The following is a 26,103-nucleotide window of genomic DNA, read 5'->3' as shown; positions in this document are numbered from 1 at the left end:
AAGATCTCCCCCAGGGCTGCGGTGACTTCACCACCACCTGATCCCCGTTCCTCCAACCCCATCCGTCCCATGCCTCGCCCGGGCGCGACCCTGACGATCCACGCCGGAACCCGGAGGAACGGGACGGTGGCAGGAGGCAAACGTCCGCTCTCCTGTCACACCGGACATGGTTTTACTACCTTGTCAGCCAGGCGGTCAGGGGGGAGATTCGAGTGGTTCACGCCTAGGCCGAAGGGAAGACCGCCCATGCCCGAACTGCCACGACTGCCGTTCGATCGGCCGGACATACTGGATATCTCTCCATATTTCGGGGAGCTGCGCGCCAGCACGCCGATCACCAGGGTCAGAACCCATGTCGGGGACGAGGCATGGCTCGTCACGGGCTACGACGAGATCCGGCAGGTCTTCGGCGATGACCGGTTCGGCCGCTCGCACCCCGCTCCCGCGACGGCGGCCCGGCTGTCCAACAACGTCCTGCTCGGCGGCCCGACCGGCGACTACGCCACCGAGCGGATCATCCACAAGGAGATGCGGCGCCTGCTGTCCCCCGCGTTCTCGGCCCGGCGCATGCGCGCCCTGTCGGACGGCGTGCGGGCGCTCGTCGGGAACCTCCTCGACGGGCTCGCCGAGCAGGGCCCGCCGGCGGACCTGCACGCGGGGCTGTCGCTTCCGCTCCCCATCCAGGTGATCTGCGAGCTTCTCGGCGTGCCGTACGAGGACAGGGACAGGTTCCGGGCGGTGGCCGAGGCGATGACCGACCTCACCGATCTCGCCCGGTCCGCGGACGCGCAGATGGAGCTGAACTCCTACACCTACGAGATCGTGAAGGCCAAGCGCGAGAACCCCGGCGAGGACGTCTACACCGACCTCGCGAACGCCTCGCTGCCCGAGGAGGACATCGCGAGGATCGCGGGCGGTCTGCTGTTCGCCGGCCACGAGACCACGGTCAACCAGATCGACTACGGCACGCTGCTGTTCCTGCGCAATCCCGCCGAGCGCGACGCGCTGCTGCGTGATCCCTCCCTCCTCGACGCCGCCGTCGAGGAGATCATGCGGTTCGGCGCGCCGAGCCAGCACGGCCTGATCCGTTACGCGCACGACGACGTCGAGGTCGGCGGGGTGCGCATCCGGAAGGGTGAGCTGGTGGCGCTGGCGATCCACGCGGCCAACAGGGACGAGCGCGTCTACCCCGACCCCGAGAGATTCGACATCCGCAGGCGTGATCCGCGGCCGCACATCGGCTTCGGCCACGGCCCGCACCACTGCCTGGGAGCGGGCCTGGCGCGGATCGAGCTCAACGCCGTCTTCGGCGCCCTGTTCGCGCGCTTCCCCTCGCTCGCACTCGCCGTGCCGTACGAGGAGCTGGAGGCGCGGACCGGCAGGCTGACCGGAGGGCTCGACGCGCTCCCCGTCACCTGGTGAGCCGTCACCTGGTAAGCCGTCGCCCGGCGAGCCGTCACGTGGTGGGCGGGGCGGCGGCCCGCGCTTCGGCTTCGGCTTCGGCGTCGGCTTGGGCGTCGGCTTCGGTTTCGGCGAGACGGCGGTAGACGCGGTCCCGCAGGCGCAGGATCACCGTGGCCAGCAGCGCCGCGACCAGCGACCCGGTCAGCACCGCGACCTTGACCTGGCCGTCCCTGGTGGATCCGGCGCCGAACGCGAGCTCGCCGATGAGCAGCGACACCGTGAACCCGATGCCGGACAGGACCGCCACCCCCACGATGTCCACCCAGGCCAGGCCCTCGTCGATGCCGGCCCGGGTGAACCGCGCGACGAGCCAGGTGGCCGCCGTGATGCCCAGCGGTTTGCCGGCGACGAGCCCCGCGACGACGCCGAGAGGAACGCCGTCGGTGAGCAGTCCCGGCAGGCCCCCGGGCCCGCCGAACGCCACCCCGGCCGAGAGGAAGGCGAACAGCGGCACCGCCACTCCGGCGGAGAGCGGCCGGAACCGGTGCTCGAAGTGCTCGGCCGGGCCCGCGCCCTCCGCCGTGCCTTCCCCGGCGGTCTCCGCCGTGCCCTTCCGACGGGCCCGGAGGACCGGGACGGTGAAGGCGAGCAGCACGCCGGCCACCGTGGCGTGTACGCCCGAGGCGTGCACCAGGGCCCAGGTGACCGCGGCGAGCGGCGCCAGCAGCCACCACGCGCGCACCCCGCGCCGTACGAGCACGGCGAACAGGCCCAGCGGGAGCAGTGCCGCGAGAAGCGGAAGCGGCGCGAGGTGCGTGGTGTAGAACACCGCGATGATCGCGATGGCGAGCAGGTCGTCGACGACCGCGAGGGTGAGGAGGAACGTGCGCAGGGCCGACGGGAGGTTCCTGCCCACCACGGCGAGCACGGCCAGCGCGAAGGCGATGTCGGTGGCGGTCGGCACCGCCCAGCCCCGCAGCGCGCCGTCCGCGCCGGGGCCGGTCAGCGGGTTGAGCTGCGTGTTCACCAGCAGGTAGAGCAGCGCGGGCACGACCACGCCGCCGGCCGCCGCCACGACCGGCACCGCGGCCCGCCGGGGGTCGCGCAGGTCGCCCGCGACGAACTCGCGCTTCAGCTCCAGCCCGGCGACGAAGAAGAAGATCGCCAGAAGCCCGTCGGCGGCCCAGGCCGCGAGGCTGAGGTCGAGGTGCAGCGCCTCGGGCCCCACCCGGGCCGACCGCAGCGTCTCGTACCCGGCCGACCAGGGCGAGTTGGCCCACACGAGGGCCGCGAGCGCGGCGATCAGCAGCAACGCGCCGCCGATGGTCTCCTGCCGCAGGATGTCGGCGATCCGGCGGGTCTCCGTCCGGGACCCGGGGCCGAGAAGAGGGGTGCGGCGGGGCGTGCTCATGAGGCTCCGTTTCCGGGATCGGGTCAGCGACAGCCGACCAGACTTCCCGGCACCCCATACGCATCTTAGACAAACCGGGCGTCCCGTGCACGGAGCGCGGGACGAATCAGGCCCGGCATCCGTTCCGGATGCCGGGCCTGATCACATGTTGTGCGCCGCCAGGGACTCGAACCCCGGACCCGCTGATTAAGAGTCAGCTGCTCTAACCAACTGAGCTAGCGGCGCCCGCGATGTCCGTAACCATAGCAGTCCCGCGCAGGTCGCGCACATCGCCGGATGCGGGGATCACCCGTGCCGGTCAGCCCCGCCACGCGCCGCTGGAGAAGGGAGCGGGCTCGCCGCGCAGGCCCGGCCCGTCGCCCCACCTCGTGATGACGTACTGGATCGGGATGTGGCCGACGTCGCCGCTGATGGTCAGCGTGTGCTCGTTCCAGGTGGTGCCGGTGAGCTCGGCGAAGGTCTTGCCGTCGATGTCGAGCATGACGCCGCTGTCGGAGGGGATGCCCGGGCCGCGGTCGCCGATGAAGAACTTGGCCTTCCGGCCCTTGTACATGATGTAGCCCTCGGTGCCGAGCGGCCAGCTCGGGCTGGCGAAGAGGCCCTTCTGCATCGGCGTGCCGATGGCCGGCATGCCGGTGTCTCCCTGGCGGCCCGACGCGTCATCCCAGAAGTACGAGCCCGTGGTAGCCCCCGCGTACAGGACCTCCTCGTGCATGGGGACGATGCTGGAAAGGTTGACGGCTTCCCCGACCGGCGGCTCCGCGGGCGCGGGGGCGGCGGCCACGAGGGACGTGACCAGCACCGCGGCGCCGGCGAGCGTGGCCACGGCGGTGACCCGTCGCTTGCCACGCAGGTCGGACAGAGTCTTCATCAAGGCTGGGGATCTTTCGTGAGACGACAGTGGATGGCCATGCGTCATCAAGGGACCCGCCGTACGGCGGGTCGCGGTGACGGGCCACGTGTCCGGGCGGGACAGATCGACCACCCGGAGGCGTGTGCGCTGAAGCTATGGCGATCGGCCGGAAGGCCGTCGTGAGTCAGACGTGGGATCCGAAGCGTCTTGGGTCGGAGGTCCGGGCGGGGTCGCCCACCGTGATCTCCTCCCCCAAGTCCAATCCAGCCACCGGTCGGCGGCAACGAATAGGACACTACAGGACGAGTCAGGACGGAGCAAAGTAAACCGCACATAACACGCGGAAGATCTACCTGTCGGCTTGTTTGTGCAGCGGCAACGTCGGCCACGCCGCGCATCTGGGGCGATCCGCCACAGGCGCTCCTTCATGAAAGTAAAGCGCCCCGCGCCACGCACGGTGAGGCGCGGCCGGCAGGCCGGGGAGGAGAGAGCAGCTGGCACAGCCGGTGGAAGGCGGCGGTCAAGAACCCGAGCCGGACCTGCCGGTACGGCCGGCGGCGCGCGGAGAAGGGACCGAGCGGGGGCACGGGAAGACGCCCGGGCGAGGAAGGGACCAGGCGGGGGTGCGCGGAGAAGGGACCGAGCGGGGGTCCGTGGGGAGGGGACCGGGCACGGGTGCACGGAGAAGGGAGCGAGCGGGGGTGCGCGGAAAAGGGACCGGGCGGAGTGCGCGGGGACGGGATCGGCCTTCGGACGAGCCGGGCCGGAAAATGCCGGAGCCGGGCAGTCCCCCAACTGCCCGGCTCCGGATCAAAGCGGTTCCGCCAGGAATGCCCTCCCCAAAGGCACCGGCGGGTCCCCCGCTTTCCGGACGCGGTTCCCCCATCCGCGCCCTTATCGAAAAAGTCTCTCGTCCTCTCCCGAGGACATGCTTCAACAGTACAAGCCCGCTTGCCATGAAGTCGTCATACGCAGGTTGACTTTCGGCCTGCATCCGGCGGGCTACGCCCGCCCGTGCTACTCGCCGAGCACGAGCCTGACCTCGGTGCCCTGCTGCAGGGACCGGCTCACCGTGCAGTGCCGTTCGTGGACCCGTCCGGCGACGGCCTCGAAGATCTCTCCCGTGTCCCCCGGCGGCAGTTCCACGTCGTACGTCACGGTGACGGACCGCAACAGGGTCGGGCTCTCCTTCTCCGCCGAGACCTCCACGGCGAGCCGCGCGAGCCGGTGGCCGCGCTTGGCGGTGAGCGGCTCGACGGTCATGATGTTGCACCCGCCCACGGCCGCCAGCAGCAGCTCCACCGGGCTGAACAGCCCGTCGCCGGAGCCCATCACGATCTCCGCACCGCTCTCGTTGCGGGCGACGAAGCCGTCCTCGGTCCGCTCGACGCGTACAGAGCCCATGCGTCTACCCTACTGGCAGCGCCAGCCGGACGAGCGTGCCTCCGCCGGGAGCGGGACCGGCGGAAACGCTGCCGCCGTGGCTGTCCACCACCTGGCCCACGATCGCCAGCCCCAGCCCCGACCCGGGCAGCGCCCGCGCCGAGGGCGCCCGGTAGAAGCGGTCGAAGACGTGCGGCAGGTCGTCGGTCGAGATGCCGGGGCCGTGGTCGCGGACGGTCAGCACGCCGTCCTGCAGGGACACCTCGACCCGCCCGCCCCTGGGGCTGTACTTCGCCGCGTTGTCGAGCAGGTTGGCGACGGCCCTGGCGAGCCGGTCGGGCACGCCGCGGACCACTGCGGGCTCGACCGACACCGCGTACTCGGTCGCGGGCCAGTGCCTGGCCGCGCGGGCGACCTCCCGGGAGACCAGCTCGTCGAAGCGCACGCGTTCCACTAGTACGGCGGGCTCCTCGTCGCGGGCCAGTTCGACCACGTCCGCGACCAGCGCGGTGAGCTCCTCCAGCCCGCTCATCACGGCCCTGCTCGCCTCGTCGCGGTCCTCCGGGGGCAGGTTGCCCCTGATCAGCAGCTCCACGTTGGTCCGTACGGCGGTGAGCGGCGTGCGCAGCTCGTGGGAGGCATCGGCGACCAGGCGTTTCTGCGACTTCGCGGAGCGTTCGAGGGCGTCGAGCATGGCGTTGAAGCTCCGGGCGAGGCTGCTCAGCTCGTCGTCCCCGGACACCTGGATGCGGGTGGTGAGATCCCGGGTCGCGGTGACCCGTCCCGCGGCGTCCTTGAGCGCGTTCACCGGCCGCAGCGCCGCCCGGGCGGCCAGCCAGCCGAGCGCCCCCGACAGCACCAGCCCGCCGACGGCCACGGCGACGAAGGGCCAGCCCAGGTCGTCGACGTCCGCGAGCGCGGCCAGCACGCCGCGGGGCGGGGGGTCGCCGTACCCCTCGTACGTCCCGTAGTGGTCCCTCGCCCACTCGACCCGGCGGCAGGTGATGAAGTAGGCGGCCACGATGACGACGATCACGCTGACCGCGGCGGCCAGCGCCGAGGCCATCGCGAGCCGCCAGCGGAGCTTCACCGCTCCTCCCCCGCCGGCTCACCAACCGGCTCACCGACCGGCTCTCTCAGCGCGTACCCCAGGCCGTGCACGGTGTGGATCAGCCGGGGCTCGCCCCCCGCCTCGGTCTTCCTGCGGAGGTAGCGGATGTAGACCTCCAGGGGGTTGGAGCCGGGCCGGAAGCCGTAGCCCCAGATGCGCTCGTGGATGACCTGCCGGGTGAGCACCTGACCGCCGTTGCGAATCAGCAGGTCCAGCAGGGCGTACTCGGTCCTGGTCAGGTCGATGAGCCGGCGGCCGCGCCGGGCCTGCCTGCTGTCCGGCAGCAGGTGGAGGTCGGCGAAGCCCGCCTCGGGCGACGGCGCGGCGCGGCGCAGCAGCGCCCGCACCCGGGCGAACAGCTCCTCCAGCGCGAACGGCTTGACGAGGTAGTCGTCGGCGCCCGCGTCCAGCCCGGCGACCTTGTCGCCGATCCCGTCCAGCGCGGTCAGCATGAGGACCGGCAGCCGGTTGCCGTCGCCGCGCAGCGCCCGGCAGACCTCGATGCCGTCCATCCCCGGCATCAGGACGTCGAGCACCATCAGGTCGGGCGCCGAGCCGCCGATGACGTCCAGGGCGTCGAGGCCGTCGCCCGCGGTCGCCACGCCGTACCCCTCGACCCGCAGGGCGCGCGCGATCGCATCGCGGACCTCGGGCTCGTCGTCGACCACCAGCACCTGTGTCTTGACCACGCCGTCATTGTGACGTGGGGAGATGAGAGGTTGCTGAGCAGGGGCGGAGTGCGCTCAGGCGTCGGGGTGTCTGGACAGGTAGTCGACGTAGACCGGCCGGAGCGCGTCGCCGAGCTCGCCCTCGCCCGCCGCCATGGCATCGCTGAGCAGCGCCGACACCCTGCTGAGGTCGTTCGCGGTCTCGTCGGTGTTTCCGCTGGCCGCCTCGGCCGCCGGGATGACCTTCAGCAGATCCCACAGGAAACCCAGGTCACCGTGTCGCACGGCGTAGCGCACGGCCCGGTCGTGCAGCTCCTTCGCGGGTAGCGACTCCAGCTCTTCCACGTCCATTCGATCTCACCTCCGCAAGGAGGGTTTCCCCGATGTTTGCCGCTTATACCCGGCGCCGGGAGAAAGGCGTGCCGGGGCCCACACCCGCCGCGCCGCCGCGCCCGGTCAAGCCGGGGGGAACCGGGCGTACGGCTCCGGCCGTTCCCCGGACACGGAAACCGCGCACTCTTTGCCGCACCGTGGAAGGATCGTGGACGTGAAGGTCATACTCAAGATCGTTGTGGTGGCCGCGGCCCTATGGGCGTCCACCAAGCTGGTGGACGGCATCACCGTGAGCGCCGGCTCCACCGCCAAACAGATCGGCACCCTCCTCGCGGTCGCGCTGATCTTCGGTCTGGTGAACGCCGTCATCAAGCCGGTCATCAAGACCATCGGATGCGCGTTCTACGTGCTCACGCTGGGCCTGTTCGCCCTCGTGGTGAACGCCGCGCTCCTGCTGCTGACGAGCTGGCTCGCCGGGCAGCTCGACCTTCCCTTCCACGTCAGCGGATTCGTCGCCGCCTTCTGGGGCGCCATCGTCGTGGGCGTGATCAGCTGGGTCCTCAACATGATCCTCGGCGACGACTGACCTCGCCGCGGCCCTTCCGGCGACGGGTCGATCCTCAGACGGGTGCGGGGCGGGCGGCGAGCACGCCGACGGCCAGCTGGACGACGCAGGCGCCCAGCGCGGCGAGCAGGGGCACGGTCCAGCCGCCCGAGACCTCGTGGAGCACGCCGATCGCGAGCGGCCCGAGCGCGGCGAGCAGGTAGCCGCCCGTCTGGGCGACCGCCGACAACGCCGTCACCGAGGCCGGGTCCGGCGCCCGCACGGTGATCACTAGCAGGGCGAGCGCGATCGCGGCTCCCTGCCCGAGGCCCAGGACGACCATCCACAGCCAGGGCGCCGTCGTGGGCGCGAGCAGCAGTCCGGCGTATCCGGCGATGACCAGCAGCATGGCGGCGACGACGTGCGGCACCTGGGAACGCGCACGTCCCGCGTGCAGGGGGACGATCAGCGCCGCGGGGATCTGCACGAGGTTCGTCAGGCCCAGCAGGTATCCCGCCTGCCCGGCCGGCAGACCGGCCGCCTGGAAGATGGTCGGCAGCCAGGCCAGCATGACGTAGAAGGTCAGGGACTGCAGGCCCATGAAGGCGGCGACCAGCCAGGTGGCGCGTGCGCGGAGCAGGGCGAAGTAGGGCCGCCCACCGGCCCGCCCGTCCCCCGCCGCCGGGACCCGCCGCGCCCCCGGAGCCGTCGCCCGGGCGCCGGCCCTCCGGTTCTCCGCGGCCAGGACCTCCGCCGATTCCGCCCGTGCGATCGGGGCCGGATCCGTCCCCACGCGCGGCGCCCGGCGTACGGCGCCCGGCCGGACCGCGACCACCGCCCACAGAGCCGCCGCCAGCAGCGCGAGCGGCGCCGCCGAACCGGCCGCCGTCCGCCAGCCGAAACCGTCGGTCACCGGGACCATGACCGCCGAGGCCAGGGCGGCCCCGCCCACCATGACCGAGACGTACAGACCGGTGAAGAGGCCGATCCGGCCGGGGAAGTGCTGCTTGACCAGCCCCGGCATGACCACGTTCATGACGGCGATCGCCGCGCCGGCCAGCGCGGCCCCGCCGTACAGGGCGCTCACCCCGTCCGCGCTGCGCAGGGCCACGCCGGCCGCGAGGACGAGCAGGCCGGCCAGCAGGGTGCGGTCGAGCCCGATCCGGGTGGCCAGCACGGGCGCGGCCGGGGCGAGCAGGCCGAGGCACCCCACCATGACCGTGGTGATGGCACCGCCGCCCGCGGGGCCGAGGCCGAGGTCGCGCATGATCGTGGGGAGGATCGGCGACACACCCGCAAGCGCGGGCCGGAGATTCAGCGCCGCAAGGACAAATCCGACTATCAGCAACACATCGCCCCGATAGCCCACAATCCCCCTCATCACCCGCGAAACCCTACCGCCGCTGTTCAAAGCCGACCTCGGCGACCGCCGATCGCTGGACCTGCGCCCCGCCCGATCGCGCGGCGACCGGACACGCCGATGGAGTCGTGACGTGACGGCGTGCTGACAACGTTGTCCAGGCGTCGTGGAATGGGAGATGATCCCTGCGTGGGAGAGACCAGACGCGGCCGTCCGACCATGAACGACGTGGCCGCCGCGGCCGGCGTGGCGTTGAAGACCGTCTCCCGCGTCGTCAACAACGAGCCCGGCGTGAACGCGGCGACGGCGCTGCGGGTGCACGCCGCGATCGACCGGCTCGGCTACCGCCGCAACGACAGCGCGCGGACGCTGCGCCGCGGCCGTACGGCGAGCATCGGCCTGGTCATCGAGGACGCCGCCGACGTCTTCTACTCCAGTCTCAGCCGGGCGGTCGAGGAGACCGCGCTGCACCACGGATGCCTGCTGTTCACCGGGTCGTCCCAGGAGGACGCGGCCCGGGAGCGCGACCTCGTGCTCGCCTTCTGCGCCCGCCGGGTGGACGGGCTGATCATCGTGCCCGCCGGGACGGACCACACCTATCTGGCGCCCGAGTTCGAGGCGGGGACCAGGGCGGTGTTCGCCGACCGGCCGCCCGGCGCGGGCTGCGAGGCGGACGTCGTCCTGTCCGACAACGTGGGTGGGGCCCGGGCGGGCACGGCGCATCTGATCGCGCACGGTCATCGCCGCGTCGCCTTCCTCGGCGACCTTCCCAGGATCTTCACGGCCGCCGAGCGGCTGCGCGGCTACCGGGAGGCGCTGGCCGCCGCGGGCCTGCCGTACGACGAGGACCTGGTGGCCATGGGACCGGCGGAACCGGCGCGGTTGCGGGCCGACCTCACCCGGCTGCTGGGGGCGTCCGACCCGCCGACCGCGTTGCTGACCGGCAACGGCCGGACCACCGTCGAGACGCTGCGGGCGCTGGCCTCGATCACCGGCTCCGCGCCCGGCCCGGTGACGACCGGCGCCTTCCCGGACCGTGCGCCACCCGGCCTCGGCGGCCTCGCCCTGGTCGGGTTCGACGACTTCGAACTGGCCGACCTGCTGGGCGTGACCGTGGTGGCGCAGGACCCCGCGCGGCTCGGCCGTACGGCGGCCGACCTGCTGTTCCTGCGCCTGGCCGGGGACGACGGCCCGGTCACCCGGTTCGAACTGCCTACCCGGCTGATCCCGCGCGGCTCGGGCGAGCGCCCTCCCCCGCCCCGCCGGGACCGCGGCTGACACCGGGACGCGCGCCGCCACGCAGGTGCCGGCGCAGCACGACCACGGCGGCGACGGAAGCGCAGCCCGTCAGCGCGATGGCGAGATGGGCGGGCACCACCTCGGCGAGCGCCCCGGCCGCCGCGGCGCCCAGCGCCTGGGCCGTCATCACGCCGGAGGTCTGCAGGCCGAACGCCTGGCCCCGGGCGTGCGGCGGCACCGCGTCGAGGAACCGCCGCTGCAACCCCAGGTTGTAGGCCAGCCCGGCCCCCGAGAGCGCCGCCAGCGCCGCCGCTCCCGCGACGCCCGGCCGGACGGCGAACCCGAGCAGCGGCACGCCGAGCACGAACGCCAGCGGGAAGGCCAGCCGCTCCCGCACGGCGGGCGCGGCGAACCTGCCGACCACGAACTCCCCCGCGCCCATCCCCGCCGCCGCGGCGGCGAGGACGATCCCCACGCCCGGCGCCGATCCCTCGTCCGTCAGGTACGGCAGGTAGACGGCCTCCGCCCCGACGGACAGCATGGCCGGCAGCCACCCGGCCAGCAGCAGCCCCCGGACGGCCCGGTCGGTCAGCAGCGCCCGGTTGACCCGCAACGTCGTCCGTACGGCCCCGGCCTCCCGCTCGCCCCTCGTGGCCCGCGCCGGGCGGTCGCGCAGCCCCAGCCGTACGACCACCGCGCTGACCAGTGACAACGCCGCGGTGATCAGCAGGGCCCGGGCGGGACCCGACACGGCGAGCAGGCCGCCGCCGGCCGCCAGGCCCGCGATCTGCGCGCCCGCCGCGGTGGTGCCGAACACCGCCCGGCCGAGCACGTACGCGTCGCCGTCCAGCACGTCGGGCAGCACGGCGGCGCGGGCGGCCGAGAACAGCGGCGTGGGCACGCCCGCCGCGAACACCAGCGCGAGCATGACCCCGATCGGCAGGTCGCCGAGGCCGAGGACCAGGCACGTGGCCACGCGCAGGAGATCGCCCGCGACCATGAGCGCACGCGGGCGCCACCGGTCGGCGAGCGACAGCAGGAACACGCCACCCGCGACCTGCGGCAGAAACCCGATCATGTACGCGAGCGCCGCCAAACCGGGCGACCCCGTCCGCGCGTAGACCAGAACGGAGAACGCGAGCATCTTCACGGTGTCGCCCAGGACCAGCAGAAGCTGGCTCCCGAACAGCACCCGGAACTCCGCGACGGCGAAGCACGCCCGGAATGTGGATCTGTCCTGGCCCGGTGTCATGGCCACCTCCCGGCGACCATGCTCGGCACCCGGCCTCCGGCCGCGCCAATCCTTCGGAAATGGCCGAAGAATGGACGTCGTGTACCTGATCGAGGTCGGTCCCCAGGACGTCGCCGCCAGCCGGTTCGCCATCTCCCCGCTGAACGAGACCATGCACGCGATGTGGATGCTGTCCGGGCGGCAGCAGGCGGGCGCGCACGCGGCCTGGGCCGCCGTGGCGCGTCCCCGGTTCGCCCGGCTGCTCACCGCGAGCGCGGGAGCGCGGGCGTTGGTGGCGCTGTTCCGGCAGGGGGCCTACAACGCCGACTTCATCGCACCGCCGCCGGCGGGCGTGAACGTCTCCTTCGCCGAGGAGATCGCGGCGATGCGGGCCACACCGCTGGACCGGGCGCGCACCGAGATCGCGCTGTCGCTGGACGGACGGCCGCCCCCGCCCGCCGAGATCATGACGGTGCTGGACGACGAGCACGTCGTCGCGTCGCTGGCCGACGGGCTGGAGCGCACCTGGACCGACCTGGTGGCGCCGGAATGGCCGCGTTTCCACGCCGTCCTGGAGCGCGACGTGATCCAGCGGGCCGGGCGGCTGGCGACGTACGGGTGGGCGGCCGCGCTCGGCGACCTCGGCCCGCGGGTCCGCTGGCGGCCGGAACCGGGCCGGATCGAGGTCGGGGCCCCCGGCAAGGGGGACGAGCGGCACCGGCTGGACGGCCGGGGCCTGCTGTTCCTGCCCAGCGTCTTCGTACGGAACGTGATCGCCTATCTCGACGACGCCTGGCCGTACGCGCTGGTGTATCCGGCGCGCGGGGTGGCGGCGGGGCGCCTGCGGGCGGGCGGCGATGCGGCGCTCGCCGGGCTGGTCGGCCGGTCCCGGGCCCGGATGCTGGCCGAGCTGGAGACTCCGGCGACCACGACGCAACTCGCCGCCCGCCTCGGGCTGGCGCTCGGCACGGCCGGCGGCCACGTGGGCGCGCTGCGCGCCGCCGGGCTGGTGGCCGGCACCCGCGTCGGGCGGCAGGTGCTCTACCGGCGCACCCCTCTCGGGGACGCCCTGGTGGCCGGTGCCCCCGCTCTGTGACGACCGGCCGCCGAGCGTCAGCCCTTGAGCGCGCCGGCCATGAGGCCGCGCATGAAGAACCGGCCGAGCAGGACGTACACGACCATCGTGGGGATGGACGCCAGGATCGCCGCGGCCATCTGCTGGCTGTACGGCGTCGTCACCGCGCCCGCGATGTTGTTGAGCATGACCGTGGTCGGCCACGAGGTGGGCCCGGTGAGGAAGACGGCGAAGAGGAAGTCGTTCCACATCGAGGTGAACTGCCAGATGATCACCACGGCGAACGCCGGGCCGGAGACCGGCAGCACGATCGACCAGAGCGTGCGCAGCATGCCCGCGCCGTCGACGCGGGAGGCCTCGATCAGCTCGTCGGGGATCGTCACGTAGTAGTTCCGGAAGATCAGCGTGCAGATCGGGATGCCGTACACCACGTGGGCGAGGACCAGGCCCGGGATGCCGCCGTAGAGCTGCACGCCGAGCGCGTCGCCCAGGTCCACCATCAGCTGCACCAGCGGGATCATGACGCCCTGGTACGGGATGAACATCCCGAAGAGGAACAGCGTGAACAGCACGTCGGCGCCGGGGAAGCGCCACTTCGACAGCACGTACCCGTTGAGCGACCCGAGCGCGGCGGAGATCAGCGACCCGGGGATCGCGAGCAGGAAGCTGTTGACGATGCCCGGTTCGAGCTTCTCCCAGGCGACGCTCCACGCCTCGGTCGTCCAGACCTTCGGGAGGTTCCACGCCTGGGCGGGGTCGGCCTCGCTGAGCGGCTTGAAGCTCGTGACCAGCAGCACGTAGACCGGGATCAGGAAGACCAGGACGAACAGCAGCAACAGGACGAGCCGCACCCACGTGCCCGCCCTGCCCTTCTCGCGGGCCGGGGCGGCGGGCGCCGTACGCGGGGCCTTCCCGGCGACGTGGGCGGTCATGAACGGTTCCCCTTACGGGCGTTCCAGATCAGGTAGGGCACGACGAAGATCACGACGGACAGCACGATGTAGGACGCGATCGTCGCGCCCTTGGCCGGGTCGTGCGAGTCGTAGACCGCCGTCCACATGAACGTCGCGGGCACGTCGGTGATGATCTGCTTGCCCGACACCGCGACGACGAGGTCGAAGACCTTCAGCGAGATGTGGCCGAGGATGATCAGCGCGGAGAGCGTCACCGGGCGCAGCATCGGCAGCACCACGTGCCGGTAGACCCCCCACTCGCCGCAGCCGTCCACCCGGGCGGCCTCCCGCAGCTCGTCGGGAACGCCGCGGAACCCGGCGAGGAACAGCGCCATGATGTATCCGGACATCTGCCAGACGGCCGGGATCGCCATGGCCGCCATGCCCCAGTCGGGATCGCGGAACCACTGCCACTGCAGGAAGTCGAGCCCGATGTAGTGGAAGAGCCGGTTGAGGCCCACCGCGTGCTCGCCCGTCGCGCTGTTCATCAGCCACCGCCACACCACTCCGGTGGCGATGAAGGAGACGGCCATCGGGAACAGGTAGACGGTGCGGAAGCCGCCCTCCGCCCGGATGCCCTTCTCCATCAGGAACGCGAGGAGCCAGCCGAGGACGAGCGCGCCGGCGACGAAGACCAGCGTGAAGACGATCGAGTGCCGGACCGACAGGCCCCAGCGCTCCTCGCCCCAGATGCCGGTGAAGTTCTCCAGCCCCACGAACCTGCCGGGGATCTCCGCGATCTCGTTGTGCTTGTCGGTCATGGCGAGCTTGAAGTTCCAGCCCAGCAGGCCGTACACGAAGACCGCGATGAGGATGATCGACGGCGAGACCAGGAGCAGCCCCGGCAGCCATCTGCGCACCCGCGTCACTTGCGCCTCTCAGAAGTCAAGCACGGCCCACGCCGCGCCGGCCGGAGCCCGGCGGCGGTCACGGCGTGGGCCGTACGGGGAGATCAGCTCACTGGCCGGTGGTCACCGGCCACTGTTCACTGGCCGCTGTTCTTGGCCGCCGCGACCAGCGCCTGCTGGAACTTGGCGACGTTCTTGTCCTGCTGGAACAGGCCGACCGCGTCGGTGATCGCGGTACGCCAGGTGTCGTTGGCGACCACGCCGTGCTGGATGGAGCCGGCCAGCTTGTCGGCGGACCACTGCTCCAGGCTCCAGGACAGGTAGTCCTTGTAGAGCGACTGGTCGGCGTCCTTGCGGGCGGGGATCGAGCCCTTCAGCGGGTTGAACGCGTCCTGGCCCTCCTTGCTGGCGGCCACCTTCAGCCACGCGATCGCGCCGTCGCGGTTGGGCGCGCCCTTCGGCAGGGTGAAGCTGTCCGACAGCCACATGAACGTGCCGTCCGTGCCCGGGGACGCGGCCCAGTCGAAGTCCTTCTTCGACTCCTTGCCGAGACCGCCCTCCGGCGGGTTGTGGAAGTAGCCGTAGGCCCAGTCGCCCATGATGTTGAAGGCGGCCTCGCCGTCGGCGACCTGCTTGGCCGCCGGCTGCCAGTCGTCCTGCGGGGTCCCGGCGTAAGACAGGATCGTCTTGAAGTTCTCCAGCGCCTTGGTCACGTTCGCGTTGGACCAGTCGGAGGTGGCCGTCCACAGCGCGTTGTAGGCGTCGGTGCCGAGCGAGCCGAGCAGCACGGACTCCAGCAGGTGGACGAGCGTCCACTGCGAGCCGATCGACAGCGGGATCTTGCCGCTCTTCTTGACCTTCTCCAGGTCGGCGATGAACTCGTCCACCGTCTTCGGCGCGCCGGAGATCCCGGCGTCCTTGAGGACCGAGGGGTTGAACCACAGAACGTTCGACCGGTGGATGTTCACCGGCACGGAGTAGACCTGGCCCTCCACCGTGATCTGGTCGATCAGCTGCTGCGGCAGCACGTCCTTGAGCTTCAGCTCGTCGTACAGGAAGTTCAGCGACTCCAGCTTGCCGCTCTTGATGTAGCCCTGGAGCTCGGCCCCGGCGTGCCCCTGGAAGGTGTCCGGAGGCTGGTTGGCCTGCAGCTTGCTCGACAGCAGCGCCCTGGCCTGGTCGCCCGAGCCGCCGGCCACGGCCGCGTCGAAGAACTCGAAGTTGGAGTTCTCCTTGGCGAAGATCTCACGCATCGCCTTCAGGCCGTCGGCCTCACCCGGGCCCGTCCACCACGAGAAGACCTCGACCTTCTTGTGCGCGGCCGGACCGCCCGCGGTGTCCTGCTTGTCACCGCCGCCGCACGCGGAAAGGGTCAGCAGGCCTGCCACCGAGACCGCGACGGCCGCCATCCACCGTCGTCTCATCGCAACATTCCCTTCAGGCTTTTCGCGAGGATTTCGGGCTCCCCGAAGACACATATGGCTGACAACGTTGTCAGCAGAGCCCATCCACCCACTTCCACGGGCACGCCGTCAAGTTTGTCCCGATAACGTCTCTGCATACGGAGGTTGGCGGACTGTTAGGGACGTGCGTCAAAGGGAGCACTGCGGCCGGAGCCCGCGAAATTGTCGGTACGGGCGCACACACTGCTGGCATGACGGTCACACAGCAGGGGGGACACGACCATCTGTCCGAGGACGACCTACCCGATCTGGAGGAGATCGAGTCACCTCAGTGGGCCCGGCACTACGGCACGATGGCGGGGCTCAGTTTCCTGACCGTGGCGCGGAGGCTGCCCGGCCTGACCCGCCAGGCCCTCCGGATCGCGTGGGAGGCGAGCCCTCGCGACACCCTGGCCACCATCGCGCTGAGCGTGCTCGGCGGCGTCTTCACCGCCTTCGGCCTGCTGGCCACCACCGGCGTCCTGACCGCGCTGCTCCAGGCCGGCCCGACCCCCGACCGGGTCCGGGCCGCGCTGCCGAGCCTGCTGCTCGTGGGTCTCGCCGCCACCGTGCGCACGGCGGTGCAGGCCGCTGCGGGCTGGGCCGAGTCGCGGCTGTCACCCCAGGTCAGCCGCATCACCGAGCGACGGCTCTACACGCTGACGAGCCAGGTCGAGCTCGTCTGCTACGACGATCCGGAGTTCCACGACGCGCTGCAGCGGGCCCGCATGCGCGGCATGGTGGCCGACTCGATCGTGAGCGCGGCCATCGACACCGTGACCGCCCTCGTCGGGCTCGCGGCCGCGGCGGGCGTGCTGGGCGTGCTGCACCCCGTGCTGCTGCCGCTGCTCCTGCTGGCGGTGCTGCCCGACGCCTGGGCGACGGTCCGGTCGGCCAGGATGCGCTACACGACCAACCTGCAGCTGATCTCGGCCCGCCGCCGCAAGTGGATCATCGAGGAACTGCTCGCCGACAAGGACACCGCGGCCGAGGTGCGCACGTTCACCATGCGCCGTTTCCTGCTCCGCATGTTCGACACGGTCGCCATGGGCGAGCAGCGGGTGATGCTCGCGCTCGCGCGGCGGCAGACGTTCGCGAGGATCCTGGGCGAGGCGCTCGGCGGCGTCGGGCAGGGCGTCGTCTACGTCACGCTCGGGGTGCTGCTGGTGATCGGCGCGGTGCCGCTCGCGGTGGCCGGCACCGCGGTGCTCGCCATCCGGACCGGCCAGGGGTCGCTGGCGAGCCTCCTGTACGCGACGAACCGGCTCTACGAGGAGGGCCTCTACTTCACCGACTTCCTGGACTTCGCCGCGCACGCCGAGGGCAGGGTCCCGCCCCTCCGCGAGCGGCAGGCCCCGGAACGCTTCGAGCGCATCACGGTCGAGGACGTCACGTTCACCTACCCCGCCACGCCGGCCCCGGCCCTGCGCGGGGTGTCGGCCCGCGTCGAGCGCGGGGAGGTCGTGGCCCTCGTCGGGGAGAACGGCTCGGGCAAGACCACCCTCGCCAAGATCCTCGCCGGGCTGTACGAGCCGGACGGCGGCCGGGTGCTGTGGGACGACGTCGACGTGACCGGGGTCGATCCCGACAGCCTGCGCCGCAGGATCGCGGTCATCGCGCAGGACCACACCCGGTGGCCGCTGACCGCCCGCCACAACATCACGATGGGCATGCAGAGGGGCGAGGACGAGGTGGTCCGCGCCGCCGAGGTGGCGGGCGCCGACCAGGTAATCGCCGAACTGCCGCACGGCTACCGCACGCTGCTGGACCGCCGGTTCAAGAACGGCCACGAACTGTCGGGCGGCCAGTGGCAGCGTGTGGCGGTGGCGCGCGGCTTCTACCGCGACGCGCCACTGCTGATCTGCGACGAGCCCACGGCGGCCCTCGACGCCCGGGCCGAGCACGCGTTGTTCGACCGGATCAGGCGGCACGCCGACGGGCGGACGGTGCTGCTCATCACGCACCGGCTCGCCAGCGTCCGCTACGCCGACCGCATCTACGTGCTCGACCACGGCCTCGTCCGCGAGCACGGCACGCACGACGAACTGATCGCGCTCGACGGGCTCTACGCCGAGCTCTACAACCTCCAGGCCGAGGCGTACCGGGCCTCCTGAGCCAGCCTTACAAGCCGCCCGCCCGCCCGGCCCGCCACGAGCGGGCCGGGCACCAGCGGGCCGGGCACCAGCGGGCGCAGTCCAGCATGGCCGGTCACGCACCTGGACCGGCCCGGTCCGGCCCTCAGGAGGCCTGCTCGCAGTCGGGGAGCATGGCGCGCATGGTGAGCACGTCCTTGTAGTACTGCATCTTCCGCTGCACCCCGCCCTGCTTCTGACGCAGGTCGGCGATCTGGGCCTCGACCTTCCGGTCGTGCTCCTCCAGCAGCGCGATGCGGTCGGCGATGGTGTGCTCACCCTGCCGTACGAGCGCGGCGAAGCGCAGCATCTCGGCGATCGGCATGCCGGTGTCCCTGAGGCAGCGGACCATGCCGAGCCAGCTCACGTCCTCCTCGGTGAAGCGCCGCTGGCCCGACGCGTTCCGGCCGATCGGCTCCAGCAGCCCGATCCGTTCGTAGTAACGAAGGGTGTCGAGGCTGAAACCGGTCTCCTCGACGACCTGTCCAGGTGTGTACACGGCCACGCCATTGATCCTGTCACAGCGGATGCCGTACCGCCGCGAGCGGTTGTGTCTGTAGGCGGTTCGCAAGCGGATCGCAAACAGTTCCCCATATAACGGGTGCTGTTCAACGCCTTTCCCGGGGACCTGCTCCGAAAGGCGGCTCTTCCGAAGGAGACAGTGAGACAGAGATGCCCGGCCTTCCCCGCCTACTCGCCGGCATGACACTCGCCGCCGCCGTCGTCCTGCCGGTGGTCCTGGTCTCGCCGGCCTCCGCCGCGCCGCTCCCGTGCCGTCCCGGCAGTGGCCCGAAACTGGCCGGGCGGGATCTCACCCGGGCCGCCCTGCCCGCCGACCTGTCCTGCGCCGACCTGCGCGGCGCCACGCTGGACGGGCTGTACGTACGCGTCCCGCTCACCGGGGCAGACCTGCGCGGAGCGTCGCTCAAGGGGACGCATCTCGGGAACGCCCAGATGGCCGGGGTCAGGCTGGGCAAGGCCGACCTGTCCGAGGCCGAGCTCTACTACGCGGACCTGCGGGGCGCGGACCTGCGCGGGGCGACGATGGACGACTCCTCGCCGTACGGCGCGCACCTGGAGGGAGCCGACCTGAGCGGGGCCACGCTGACGCGGGCCAAGGCGTACTCCGCCCAGTTCGACGACGCGAAGCTGGTCGGCACCGACCTCACCGACGCCGACGTCTACGGCGCCGACCTGCGCCGGGCCGACCTCACCCGGGTGAAGGCCCCGAAGGCCCGGCTCTACGGCGCCACTCTGATCAAGGCCGTGTTGCGGCGGGCCGACCTCCGGGACGCACAGCTGTACGGGTCGGTGATGGACGGCGCGGACTTCCGGGACGCCGACCTCGGCGGGGCCGACCTGCGTGACGTACGGGGCGCCCGGCTGGCCGGGAGCACGGGCGTGCCGAAGGACCTGCCCGCTCCCGGCGCGGCGTGCGAGCCGGGCGAGGGCCAGCACTACGCGGGGTGGGACCTGACCACGGTCACCGACTTCCCCGACGACCTGAGCTGCGCCGACCTCACCGGCGCCAAGCTGGACGGCCTCGACCTGAGCAGCGTCAAGCTCAACCGGGCCATCCTGCGGAACGTCTCCGCGGCCGGGACGACCTTCCGCTCCCTCAAGGGCGCGAACCTGACCGGCGCGCACCTGCGACGGGCCGCGCTCGGCAGCGCGGACCTCACCGGGGCGAACCTGACCCGGGCGGACCTCTCGGAGGCCGCGATGAGCAGCTCCGACCTGACCGGGGCCACACTGACCGGCGCCGATCTTCGCGGGGCGGAGATGACCAGCGTCACGGCGGACCAGGCCGACTTCACCGCCGCGCGGATGGACCGGGCACAGCTCAACAGCGGCAGGCTCCGGGACGCGGTCTTCCGTAAGGCGACGCTGACCGACGCCAGCCTGCAGTCGGCCGAGCTGCGGGGCGCGACCTTCCAGGACGCCGAGGTCACCGGCCTGGAGGTCGACTACGCGGAGGACGCCGACCTGTCCGGGTCCACCAGCAGGCTCGGCGCCGGCTGGGTGGTCTTCTTCGGCATCGTGGGCCTGATCGTCTTCTGGATCGTCCTCGGGCTCGTCGTACGCGGAACCCGCCGGAGGAAGGCCGCCAGGAAGCAGGCCGCGGAAAGGGCCGTCCGGTTCTCGGACGCCCGGAGCGTGCAGGAGGAGAACGTCACGCGGCTGGGAGAGGAGATCGACGGCGCAGCGGACAGAACCGGCGAAATCGACTGGAACGCTGCCCTGGACGCCTACGACGCGGCGAAGGAAGCGCTGGCGACCGCCCACGACATGGACGACCTCAAGGACGTCGAGACGATCGTGGCGCGCGGCCGGAAGGCCCTCACCCGCCGCCGGTGAAAGCGGCTTGCGCTGGAGTGCGCTCCAGGCGGCAGGGTGATCGGCATGAGAATCGCTCTGGGGACGATCCCCTTCGGGACAGCCGTGGACGAAGAGACCTCTTTCGCCATACTCGACCGCTTCGTCGAAGGCGGCGGAACGATCCTCGACACGGCCAACAACTACCCCTTCTGGCTGGACGGCGCGACCGGGGATGAGAGCGAGGCCACCATCGGCCGGTGGCTCGCCTCCCGCCGCGACCGGGACGCGGTGGTGATCAGCACCAAGTGCGGCGCCCGCCCGTCCGTGCCCGGCGCCCGTACGCTCGACGCCGCCGAGGGCCTGTCAGCCGGTGTCGTGCGGGCCGCGATCGAGGGCAGCCTGCGGCGCCTCGGCACCGATCACGTGGACGTGTACTGGGCCCACATCGACGACAGGACGACGCCGCTGGAGGAGACCGTCGCCGCCTTCGACGAGGTGGTGCGGGCCGGCAAGGCCAGGGAGATCGGCGCGAGCAACCACGCCACCTGGCGGCTGGAGCGGGCCCGCGCACTGGCGGCCGCGCGCGGCGGCACCCGGTACGGCCACGTGCAGCTCCGTCACTCCTACCTCCGTCCCCGCCCCGGCGTACGGCTGCCGGAGGGCGGCCACACCCTGGTCACCAAGGAGCTGCTCGATTACGTGCGCTCCGAGGGCGACCTCAAGCTGTGGGTCTACTCCTCACTGCTGGCGGGCGCGTACACGGCCAAGCCGCTGCCCGAGCACTACGACCACCCGGGCACCACCAGGCGGCTGGCCGTGCTCGACGAGGTCGCGGGCGAGATCGGCGCGACGCGCAACCAGGTCGTGCTCGCCTGGCTGCGCGCGCAGGACATCCTCCCGATCGTCGGGGTCAGCTCGGTCGCCCAGCTGGAGGAGGTCATGGCCGACGTGAAGCTCGACGACGACCTGCTCTCCCGCCTCGACGCCCCCGTCTGACCCCCACCGGCCCCGGCGCGGGACCTCTCCCGCCGGGGCCGCTCAGCCCGATCCGGCACCGGGTCGGCCATGCCGGATCGCCACCAACGCCTGCCTAGACCTCCTCGCCAGGTGCCGCCCGGAACCCGCGACCGGAGGCGAGGTGCTGTGGCTGCAGCCCTACCCGGTGCTCGCGTCACGAGGTGGCGCGCATGATCCCTGTCCTGGCGTGGAGCCCCCGCATCGGACCGGCTGACGGCCGTCGGTTGGCTCCCGGTCCCGGACGGGTGTTGGATCGACCTCTGTTCGCTTGGGGAGAGGCGGGGGCGGCCGATGGCGCGGGGGCTGGGACGAGACTTCGCGTGGCTCTGGGGGGCCTATGCGGTGAGCTCGCTGGGGACATGGCTGGCGCTGGACGCGTTTCCGCTGATCGCCATCCTGGCCCTGCACGCCGGCGCCGCACAGGTGTCCCTGATCGCGGCGGCCGGCGGAGCCGCCGGCGCCCTGCTGGCCGTGCCGCTCGGCCCGTGGATGGAGTTCCGGAGGAAGCGGCGGCTCATGATCCGGGCCGACCTGGTCCGCTTCCTGACGCTGCTGACCGTGCCGGTCGCGTACGCCGCCGGCGCGTTGACGTACGCGCACCTGCTCGTCGTGGCCGTGGTCGTCGCCCTGGCCGACATCGTCTTCGTGGGGGCAGGCGGGGCCCACCTCAAGGCCCTCGTGCCCAGGAGCCACCTGATGGAGGCGAACGGCCGGTTCGAGATGGTCATGTGGACGTCCACCGCTGTCGGCCCGCCGGCCGGAGGCGCGCTGATCGGGATGCTCGGCCCTGTCGTCACGGTCGCCCTGAACGCGGCCAGCTATCTCCTGTCCGCGCTGGGCATCCGCGCGATCACGGCTCCCGAGCCGGACCCGCCCGTCCGCCGTACGGGCACCTCGCGCCGGGCGGAGATCGCCGAGGGGTGGCGGACGATCGTCGCGGACCGCGGGCTGCGCGTCCTGTTCGCGAACACGGTGCTCGTCTCCGCGCTCATCATGGCGACGGCTCCGCCGCTGACCTTCCTGATGCTGCACGATCTCGGCCTGACGCCGCTGCAGTACGGGCTCGCCTTCGGCGTTCCCTGCCTGGGCGGCATCCTGGGCTCGCGGATCTCCCGCCCGCTCGTCCGCCGGTTCGGGCAGCGGGCGATGCTGCTGACGTTCGGCGTCGCGCGGGTGCCCTGGCTCGTCGGGCTCACGTTCACGGGGCAGGGCCCGGCCGGCCTCGCGCTGATCATGCTGGTCGAGTTCGGCCTGATCACCTGTATGGGCGTCTTCAACCCCGTCTTCGCCACCTACCGTCTCGAACGGGTCGAGGACGGCAAGGTGGCGCGGGTCCTGACCGCCTGGACCATCACCTCGCGGACGACGACCGCCACGCTCACGGCCGTGTGGGGCGTCCTGGCCGGCCTCGCCGGCGCCCGCGCCGCGATCGCGGTCGGCGCGGTGCTGCTCGTCGCGACGGCCGCGGTACTCCCGTGGCGTACCCCGTCTCGCGACGCCGCGCCCGCCCTCGTCACCACGTCTGCCGACTGACTCCCGCCGGACGACCTCGATCTGCGTAACCCCGGCCGTCACCGGAGTGGGCCGCGGGCGGTGCGTGTTCGACCGCCCGCGGCCCGGTCAGGACCTCACGTCAGCTGCGCAGGGTCCACTTCTGGTTGTTTCCGCCGTTGCAGGCCCAGAGGATGAGCTTCGTGCCGTTGGCGGTGCCGGCCGCGTTGGCGTCCAGGCACAGCCCGGACTGCACGCCGGTGATCGTGCCGTTGGAGTTGACGTTCCACTGCTGGTTGGTCTGTCCGTTGCAGTCCCAGATGATCGCCTGGGTGCCGTTCGAGGTGCCCTGGCCGTAGGCGTCCAGGCACTTGTTGCCGAGCACCTGCAGCTGCTTGCCCGAGGTGTACGTCCACCGCTGGTTGGTGCCGCTCCCGCAGTCCCACAGCTGCACCTGGGTGCCGTTGGTGGTGCTGGAGTTCGGCACATCGACGCACCGGCCGGACTGGCCGCCCACGATCTGGACGCCCTGCTGCGGGTTGCTACCGCCGTTCCCCTGCCTGACGAGCGACTTCGACTCGGCCGATCGATTGCCCTGGGCGTCGACGACGTAGAGCCGATACTCACCGTTCGACGCCGGAACGGCGATGGAGGTCGCGGTTCCGCTCGCCGTGGTCATCGTGTTGCCGGCGGAGAAGTTGGTCGTACCCGAGGGAGCCAGCCAGACCGTCTTGCTCGCGTCGCCGGCACTCCGGATCGGAATCGACGTCACACCGGCGGCGACGAACGTGCTGGCGGGCAGGACATAGTCCGGCAGGGAGAGATTGCTCTGCGGGACGATGTTCCGGTACGCGTCCTCGAGTCCGGAGTTCACGGCGATGCCGTAGGCCTGCGACGGCCAGACATAGTCGGAGTACACGAGGATGTCCTGGACCGTGCTGTTCGGCAGGTTCTTGTTGGAGACCTTGTTGATGGGGCCGTAGGTCTGCGTGATGCTCAGGTCGTGCTTACGCCCGAAGTCGTCGGAGTTGATGAGCCACGTGACGTTCTTGTCCACGCTCAGGACGTTGTCGCGGAAGGTGATGTTTCCCGAGCCCTCGTCCGGGTGGAGTCCGTACTTGTGACCGGAGGGGACGCCCTGCAGATAGTTGTTGGTGATCGTGGTACCCGGCTGGTTGCCCAGCGTGTAGATGGGCGCCGTGTCGCTCAGCCGCTGCACCGTGTCGATGAAGTGGTTGTAGCTGATGGTGTTGTTCCTCGCCGTGGTCGTCGGCCGGTTGGGCGCGATCGAGCCTGACGATCCGTCGAAGTTCCACCACCCCCAGCCGAGCGTGATACCGGACCACGGGGTCTTCTCGATGCGGTTGTGCTGGATGGACAGGGTGTCGGCGAAGTACGCCGAGATAGGGCTGTGCCCGTTGAACAACACGGCGCTGTCGTAGATGTAGTTGTTCTTGATCTCGATGTTCTTGGGGGCGCCCTCGACCTGAACGGGATACTTCTCGCGGTTCGAGGAGGTGTAGTCCCCGATGTAGACATGCTGGGGGTGGCCCACGTCGATGGCAGATCCGGCGATGTCGTTGGTGTAGTTACCGATCAACTGGGTGTTCACCACGTCGTTCGCCAAGGTGATTCCGTCGACGCCGGTGTGCTGAATCCGGTTGTTCTGCAGGACGAGCCCGTCGGCGTTCTCGATCTGGATCATGCCGGGCGCCAGGTCGACGTTGCGGTAGTAATAGGCGTGGAAGTTCTGCTTGGCGTACACCTGTGCGCCGAGATTGCCCTGCTGAGCCTGCTTGAACACCGAGCCGGCCACGTTGAACAGGTTCCAGTCGGAGTGCTGGACCGTGAGGCCGGAGAACGTGATGTTCTTGGCGCGGTTGCTCGTGGAGGTGCCGGCGACCTTGATAAGGGTGGACACGTTGTTCGGCGCCCAGACCGCGGCGGTCGTCATGTCCTCCGAGCTCGCCTTGTAGTAGTACAAGGTCCGGCTCGTCTTGTCGAAGAAGAACTCGCCCGGCGCGTCCAGGAACTCGTAGGCGTTCATCACCTTGTGGCTGCCGCCGACCTGGGCGTTGCCGTTGAAGGCACCCTGGGCGATGGCCGCTCCCGGCTGCTGGAACAGAGCTATGCGGTTCGAGCCCTCGGTGGTGACCTGCCGGACACCCACGATGGCCGTGGTCCAGGTCGTCGACGTCTCTATCTCGATGTCGTCCTGGTTGGCGGCGACAGCGGGGAAATCACTGAGGCTGTACTTCGCCCCCGCGCACTGCGAACCCGATTCCCACGCCCAGGACGCCTGCCCCGCCGTGATGTTGTAGGTCCCGTAGCATCCCGCCGAATTCATCGTCTTCGAGGCCATGTACGCCCGCTTGTCGTTGACATAGAGCGCACGGAGCTTGTTGCTGCGATTCAGTGGGGCTTTCCAGATGTTACCGCTGTGCTGCGTCCATCCGGTTACCTGGACGCCTCCGCTGAGGATCGGCGTCTCGTTCTGGTACGCGGCGTATATGACCCGGTAACCATTCGTGCCGGAGTCGGCCGGCGTGAAGTCGATTGTGCTGCCGACCGGATAGTTGCCCCCGCGGAGATACACGTAGATGTCGCCTGACATGCTGGCGTTCACCGTGCGGACGACGTCCCTCGCGCGCTGCAGGGTTTTGAACGGCGACGCTATCGTTCCGGGGTTCGCGTCGTTTCCGTCGGGAGCGACGTAGTAGGTTGCCTGGGTCGCTGCCGAGGCCGGGCCTGCGAAGGTCGGCAGCAACACGGCGGCGACGAACACCGCAAGCGCTGCTAACGCCTTCCCAGTGGTGGACAGGGCTGACTTCACGCTCTGTTCCCTTCGCTGGTTCCGAGCATATTTTCGCCGCGCGATCGACCCGCCACAGGAGAACTCATCGGGGGTGTGCCACTGCGCGGGTGTGGCGCCTGTCTTGTGGTCGAGGACTTCGATCGGAGGGCCGTGCGTCTTTCCGGGCCGAGGAGCCGGCCGTCCTCACGGCATGCGCGGCCATAACACGCCCTAAGAATCCGTGGCAGACATAGCGTTACCGGCTGTGACGCCGTAACGTATGACGTATGCCGTCTGATGTCGATGGGTAATGTGGCATTTTGAGGGGTGCCTCGCAAGAGTCGACGGAGCGTGGGAAGGCGCGCCTTCGCCCACCCCGGTGCCATAAGGCAAAGTGATCTTTCGCGACATAGTGGACTTCACGCGCATCGCGGCTGGGCGCCGCCGGTTATGCGAGCGGCGCACCCTGGCAGCTCCTGGGCACGACCTACCAGG

At 71.0% G+C, this 26,103-nt stretch carries 21 protein-coding genes and 1 tRNA gene; 8 read left to right on the top strand and 14 right to left on the bottom strand.

The genetic code is table 11. From position 1 onward, the window contains the following. The first annotated feature begins 246 nt into the window (after positions 1–246). Entirely contained in the window at positions 247–1,422 is a 1,176-nt protein-coding gene (locus FED44_RS31115; protein ID WP_138462906.1) for a cytochrome P450, read from the top strand. Positions 1,423–1,456: 34 nt separating this feature from the next. On the opposite strand, the gene nhaA is transcribed toward FED44_RS31115, so the two are convergent. The 7 genes from nhaA to FED44_RS31080 form a co-directional block, all read right to left on the bottom strand. After that, positions 1,457–2,815, bottom strand: a complete 1,359-nt coding sequence (gene nhaA / locus FED44_RS31110; protein WP_138462905.1) for a Na+/H+ antiporter NhaA — start codon at positions 2,813–2,815, stop codon at positions 1,457–1,459. A gap of 151 nt (positions 2,816–2,966) precedes the next feature. Further along, a tRNA-Lys gene (locus FED44_RS31105) sits at positions 2,967–3,040 on the bottom strand. A 73-nt stretch (positions 3,041–3,113) separates the two neighbouring features. Beyond that, positions 3,114–3,686, bottom strand: coding sequence for a hypothetical protein (locus FED44_RS31100; RefSeq protein WP_138462904.1), 573 nt, complete (start codon positions 3,684–3,686; stop codon positions 3,114–3,116). Between the two features lie 999 nt (positions 3,687–4,685). Next, the gene (locus FED44_RS31095; protein ID WP_117408452.1) at positions 4,686–5,072 is read right to left on the bottom strand and encodes an OsmC family protein; all 387 of its coding nucleotides are present in this window, start codon (positions 5,070–5,072) and stop codon (positions 4,686–4,688) included. 4 nt (positions 5,073–5,076) lie between these two features. Continuing rightward, on the bottom strand, positions 5,077–6,141 hold the full coding sequence (locus FED44_RS31090) for a HAMP domain-containing sensor histidine kinase (protein WP_138462903.1): 1,065 nt from the start codon (positions 6,139–6,141) through the stop codon (positions 5,077–5,079). Next, entirely contained in the window at positions 6,138–6,851 is a 714-nt protein-coding gene (locus tag FED44_RS31085; RefSeq protein ID WP_117408450.1) for a response regulator transcription factor, read from the bottom strand. Before FED44_RS31085 ends, FED44_RS31090 begins: the two co-directional genes overlap by 4 nt. A gap of 54 nt (positions 6,852–6,905) precedes the next feature. Continuing rightward, on the bottom strand, positions 6,906–7,181 hold the full coding sequence (locus tag FED44_RS31080) for a hypothetical protein (protein WP_117408449.1): 276 nt from the start codon (positions 7,179–7,181) through the stop codon (positions 6,906–6,908). Between the two features lie 196 nt (positions 7,182–7,377). Here FED44_RS31080 and FED44_RS31075 point away from each other — a divergent pair, with 196 nt between their 5' ends. Then, positions 7,378–7,749 (top strand): phage holin family protein, encoded by a 372-nt coding sequence (locus tag FED44_RS31075; RefSeq protein WP_117408496.1) that lies wholly within the window; start codon positions 7,378–7,380, stop codon positions 7,747–7,749. A gap of 34 nt (positions 7,750–7,783) precedes the next feature. On the opposite strand, the gene FED44_RS31070 is transcribed toward FED44_RS31075, so the two are convergent. After that, a complete protein-coding gene (locus tag FED44_RS31070; protein ID WP_244302430.1) occupies positions 7,784–8,998 on the bottom strand; it encodes an MFS transporter in 1,215 nt (404 codons plus the stop codon). 258 nt (positions 8,999–9,256) lie between these two features. Between FED44_RS31070 and FED44_RS31065 the strand changes: the two genes are divergently transcribed. Beyond that, positions 9,257–10,345, top strand: coding sequence for a LacI family DNA-binding transcriptional regulator (locus FED44_RS31065; protein ID WP_244302428.1), 1,089 nt, complete (start codon positions 9,257–9,259; stop codon positions 10,343–10,345). Here the strand turns inward: FED44_RS31065 and FED44_RS31060 are convergent. Next, positions 10,281–11,558, bottom strand: coding sequence for an MFS transporter (locus FED44_RS31060; protein WP_117408447.1), 1,278 nt, complete (start codon positions 11,556–11,558; stop codon positions 10,281–10,283). The genes FED44_RS31065 and FED44_RS31060 overlap by 65 nt on opposite strands. Positions 11,559–11,628: 70 nt before the next feature. Here FED44_RS31060 and FED44_RS31055 point away from each other — a divergent pair, with 70 nt between their 5' ends. Beyond that, positions 11,629–12,633 (top strand): ArsR/SmtB family transcription factor, encoded by a 1,005-nt coding sequence (locus FED44_RS31055; RefSeq protein ID WP_138462902.1) that lies wholly within the window; start codon positions 11,629–11,631, stop codon positions 12,631–12,633. Positions 12,634–12,650: 17 nt separating this feature from the next. On the opposite strand, the gene FED44_RS31050 is transcribed toward FED44_RS31055, so the two are convergent. From FED44_RS31050 to FED44_RS31040, 3 genes are all read right to left on the bottom strand, one after another. Next, positions 12,651–13,544, bottom strand: coding sequence for a carbohydrate ABC transporter permease (locus FED44_RS31050; protein WP_117408445.1), 894 nt, complete (start codon positions 13,542–13,544; stop codon positions 12,651–12,653). After that, positions 13,541–14,425 carry a carbohydrate ABC transporter permease gene (locus FED44_RS31045; RefSeq protein ID WP_244302427.1) on the bottom strand — a complete coding sequence of 295 codons (885 nt, stop codon included), beginning with the start codon at positions 14,423–14,425 and terminating at the stop codon, positions 13,541–13,543. Before FED44_RS31045 ends, FED44_RS31050 begins: the two co-directional genes overlap by 4 nt. Positions 14,426–14,550: 125 nt before the next feature. Next, entirely contained in the window at positions 14,551–15,837 is a 1,287-nt protein-coding gene (locus FED44_RS31040; RefSeq protein ID WP_117408443.1) for an ABC transporter substrate-binding protein, read from the bottom strand. 230 nt (positions 15,838–16,067) lie between these two features. Here FED44_RS31040 and FED44_RS31035 point away from each other — a divergent pair, with 230 nt between their 5' ends. Beyond that, complete coding sequence (locus FED44_RS31035; protein WP_138462901.1) at positions 16,068–17,969, top strand: ABC transporter ATP-binding protein; 1,902 nt, start codon at positions 16,068–16,070, stop codon at positions 17,967–17,969. Between the two features lie 124 nt (positions 17,970–18,093). Here the strand turns inward: FED44_RS31035 and FED44_RS31030 are convergent, their stop codons facing one another. Further along, on the bottom strand, positions 18,094–18,492 hold the full coding sequence (locus FED44_RS31030) for a MerR family transcriptional regulator (RefSeq protein WP_117408441.1): 399 nt from the start codon (positions 18,490–18,492) through the stop codon (positions 18,094–18,096). 167 nt (positions 18,493–18,659) lie between these two features. Here FED44_RS31030 and FED44_RS31025 point away from each other — a divergent pair, with 167 nt between their 5' ends. The 3 genes from FED44_RS31025 (at position 18,660) to FED44_RS31015 (ending at position 22,856) form a co-directional block, all read left to right on the top strand. Further along, positions 18,660–20,345 (top strand): pentapeptide repeat-containing protein, encoded by a 1,686-nt coding sequence (locus tag FED44_RS31025; protein WP_138462900.1) that lies wholly within the window; start codon positions 18,660–18,662, stop codon positions 20,343–20,345. A gap of 45 nt (positions 20,346–20,390) precedes the next feature. Beyond that, complete coding sequence (locus tag FED44_RS31020) at positions 20,391–21,302, top strand: aldo/keto reductase (RefSeq protein ID WP_138462899.1); 912 nt, start codon at positions 20,391–20,393, stop codon at positions 21,300–21,302. 312 nt (positions 21,303–21,614) lie between these two features. Beyond that, entirely contained in the window at positions 21,615–22,856 is a 1,242-nt protein-coding gene (locus tag FED44_RS31015) for an MFS transporter (RefSeq protein ID WP_138462898.1), read from the top strand. Between the two features lie 100 nt (positions 22,857–22,956). On the opposite strand, the gene FED44_RS31010 is transcribed toward FED44_RS31015, so the two are convergent. Continuing rightward, the gene (locus tag FED44_RS31010) at positions 22,957–25,647 is read right to left on the bottom strand and encodes an RICIN domain-containing protein (protein ID WP_117408438.1); all 2,691 of its coding nucleotides are present in this window, start codon (positions 25,645–25,647) and stop codon (positions 22,957–22,959) included. Positions 25,648–26,103: the final 456 nt, after the last annotated feature.

The organism is Microbispora triticiradicis, from assembly GCF_005864065.1.
In the GTDB taxonomy this organism is placed as follows: domain Bacteria; phylum Actinomycetota; class Actinomycetes; order Streptosporangiales; family Streptosporangiaceae; genus Microbispora; species Microbispora triticiradicis.
The sequence above is the reverse complement of the archived record's forward strand: the minus strand, read 5'-3'. Positions and strand labels throughout refer to the sequence as shown.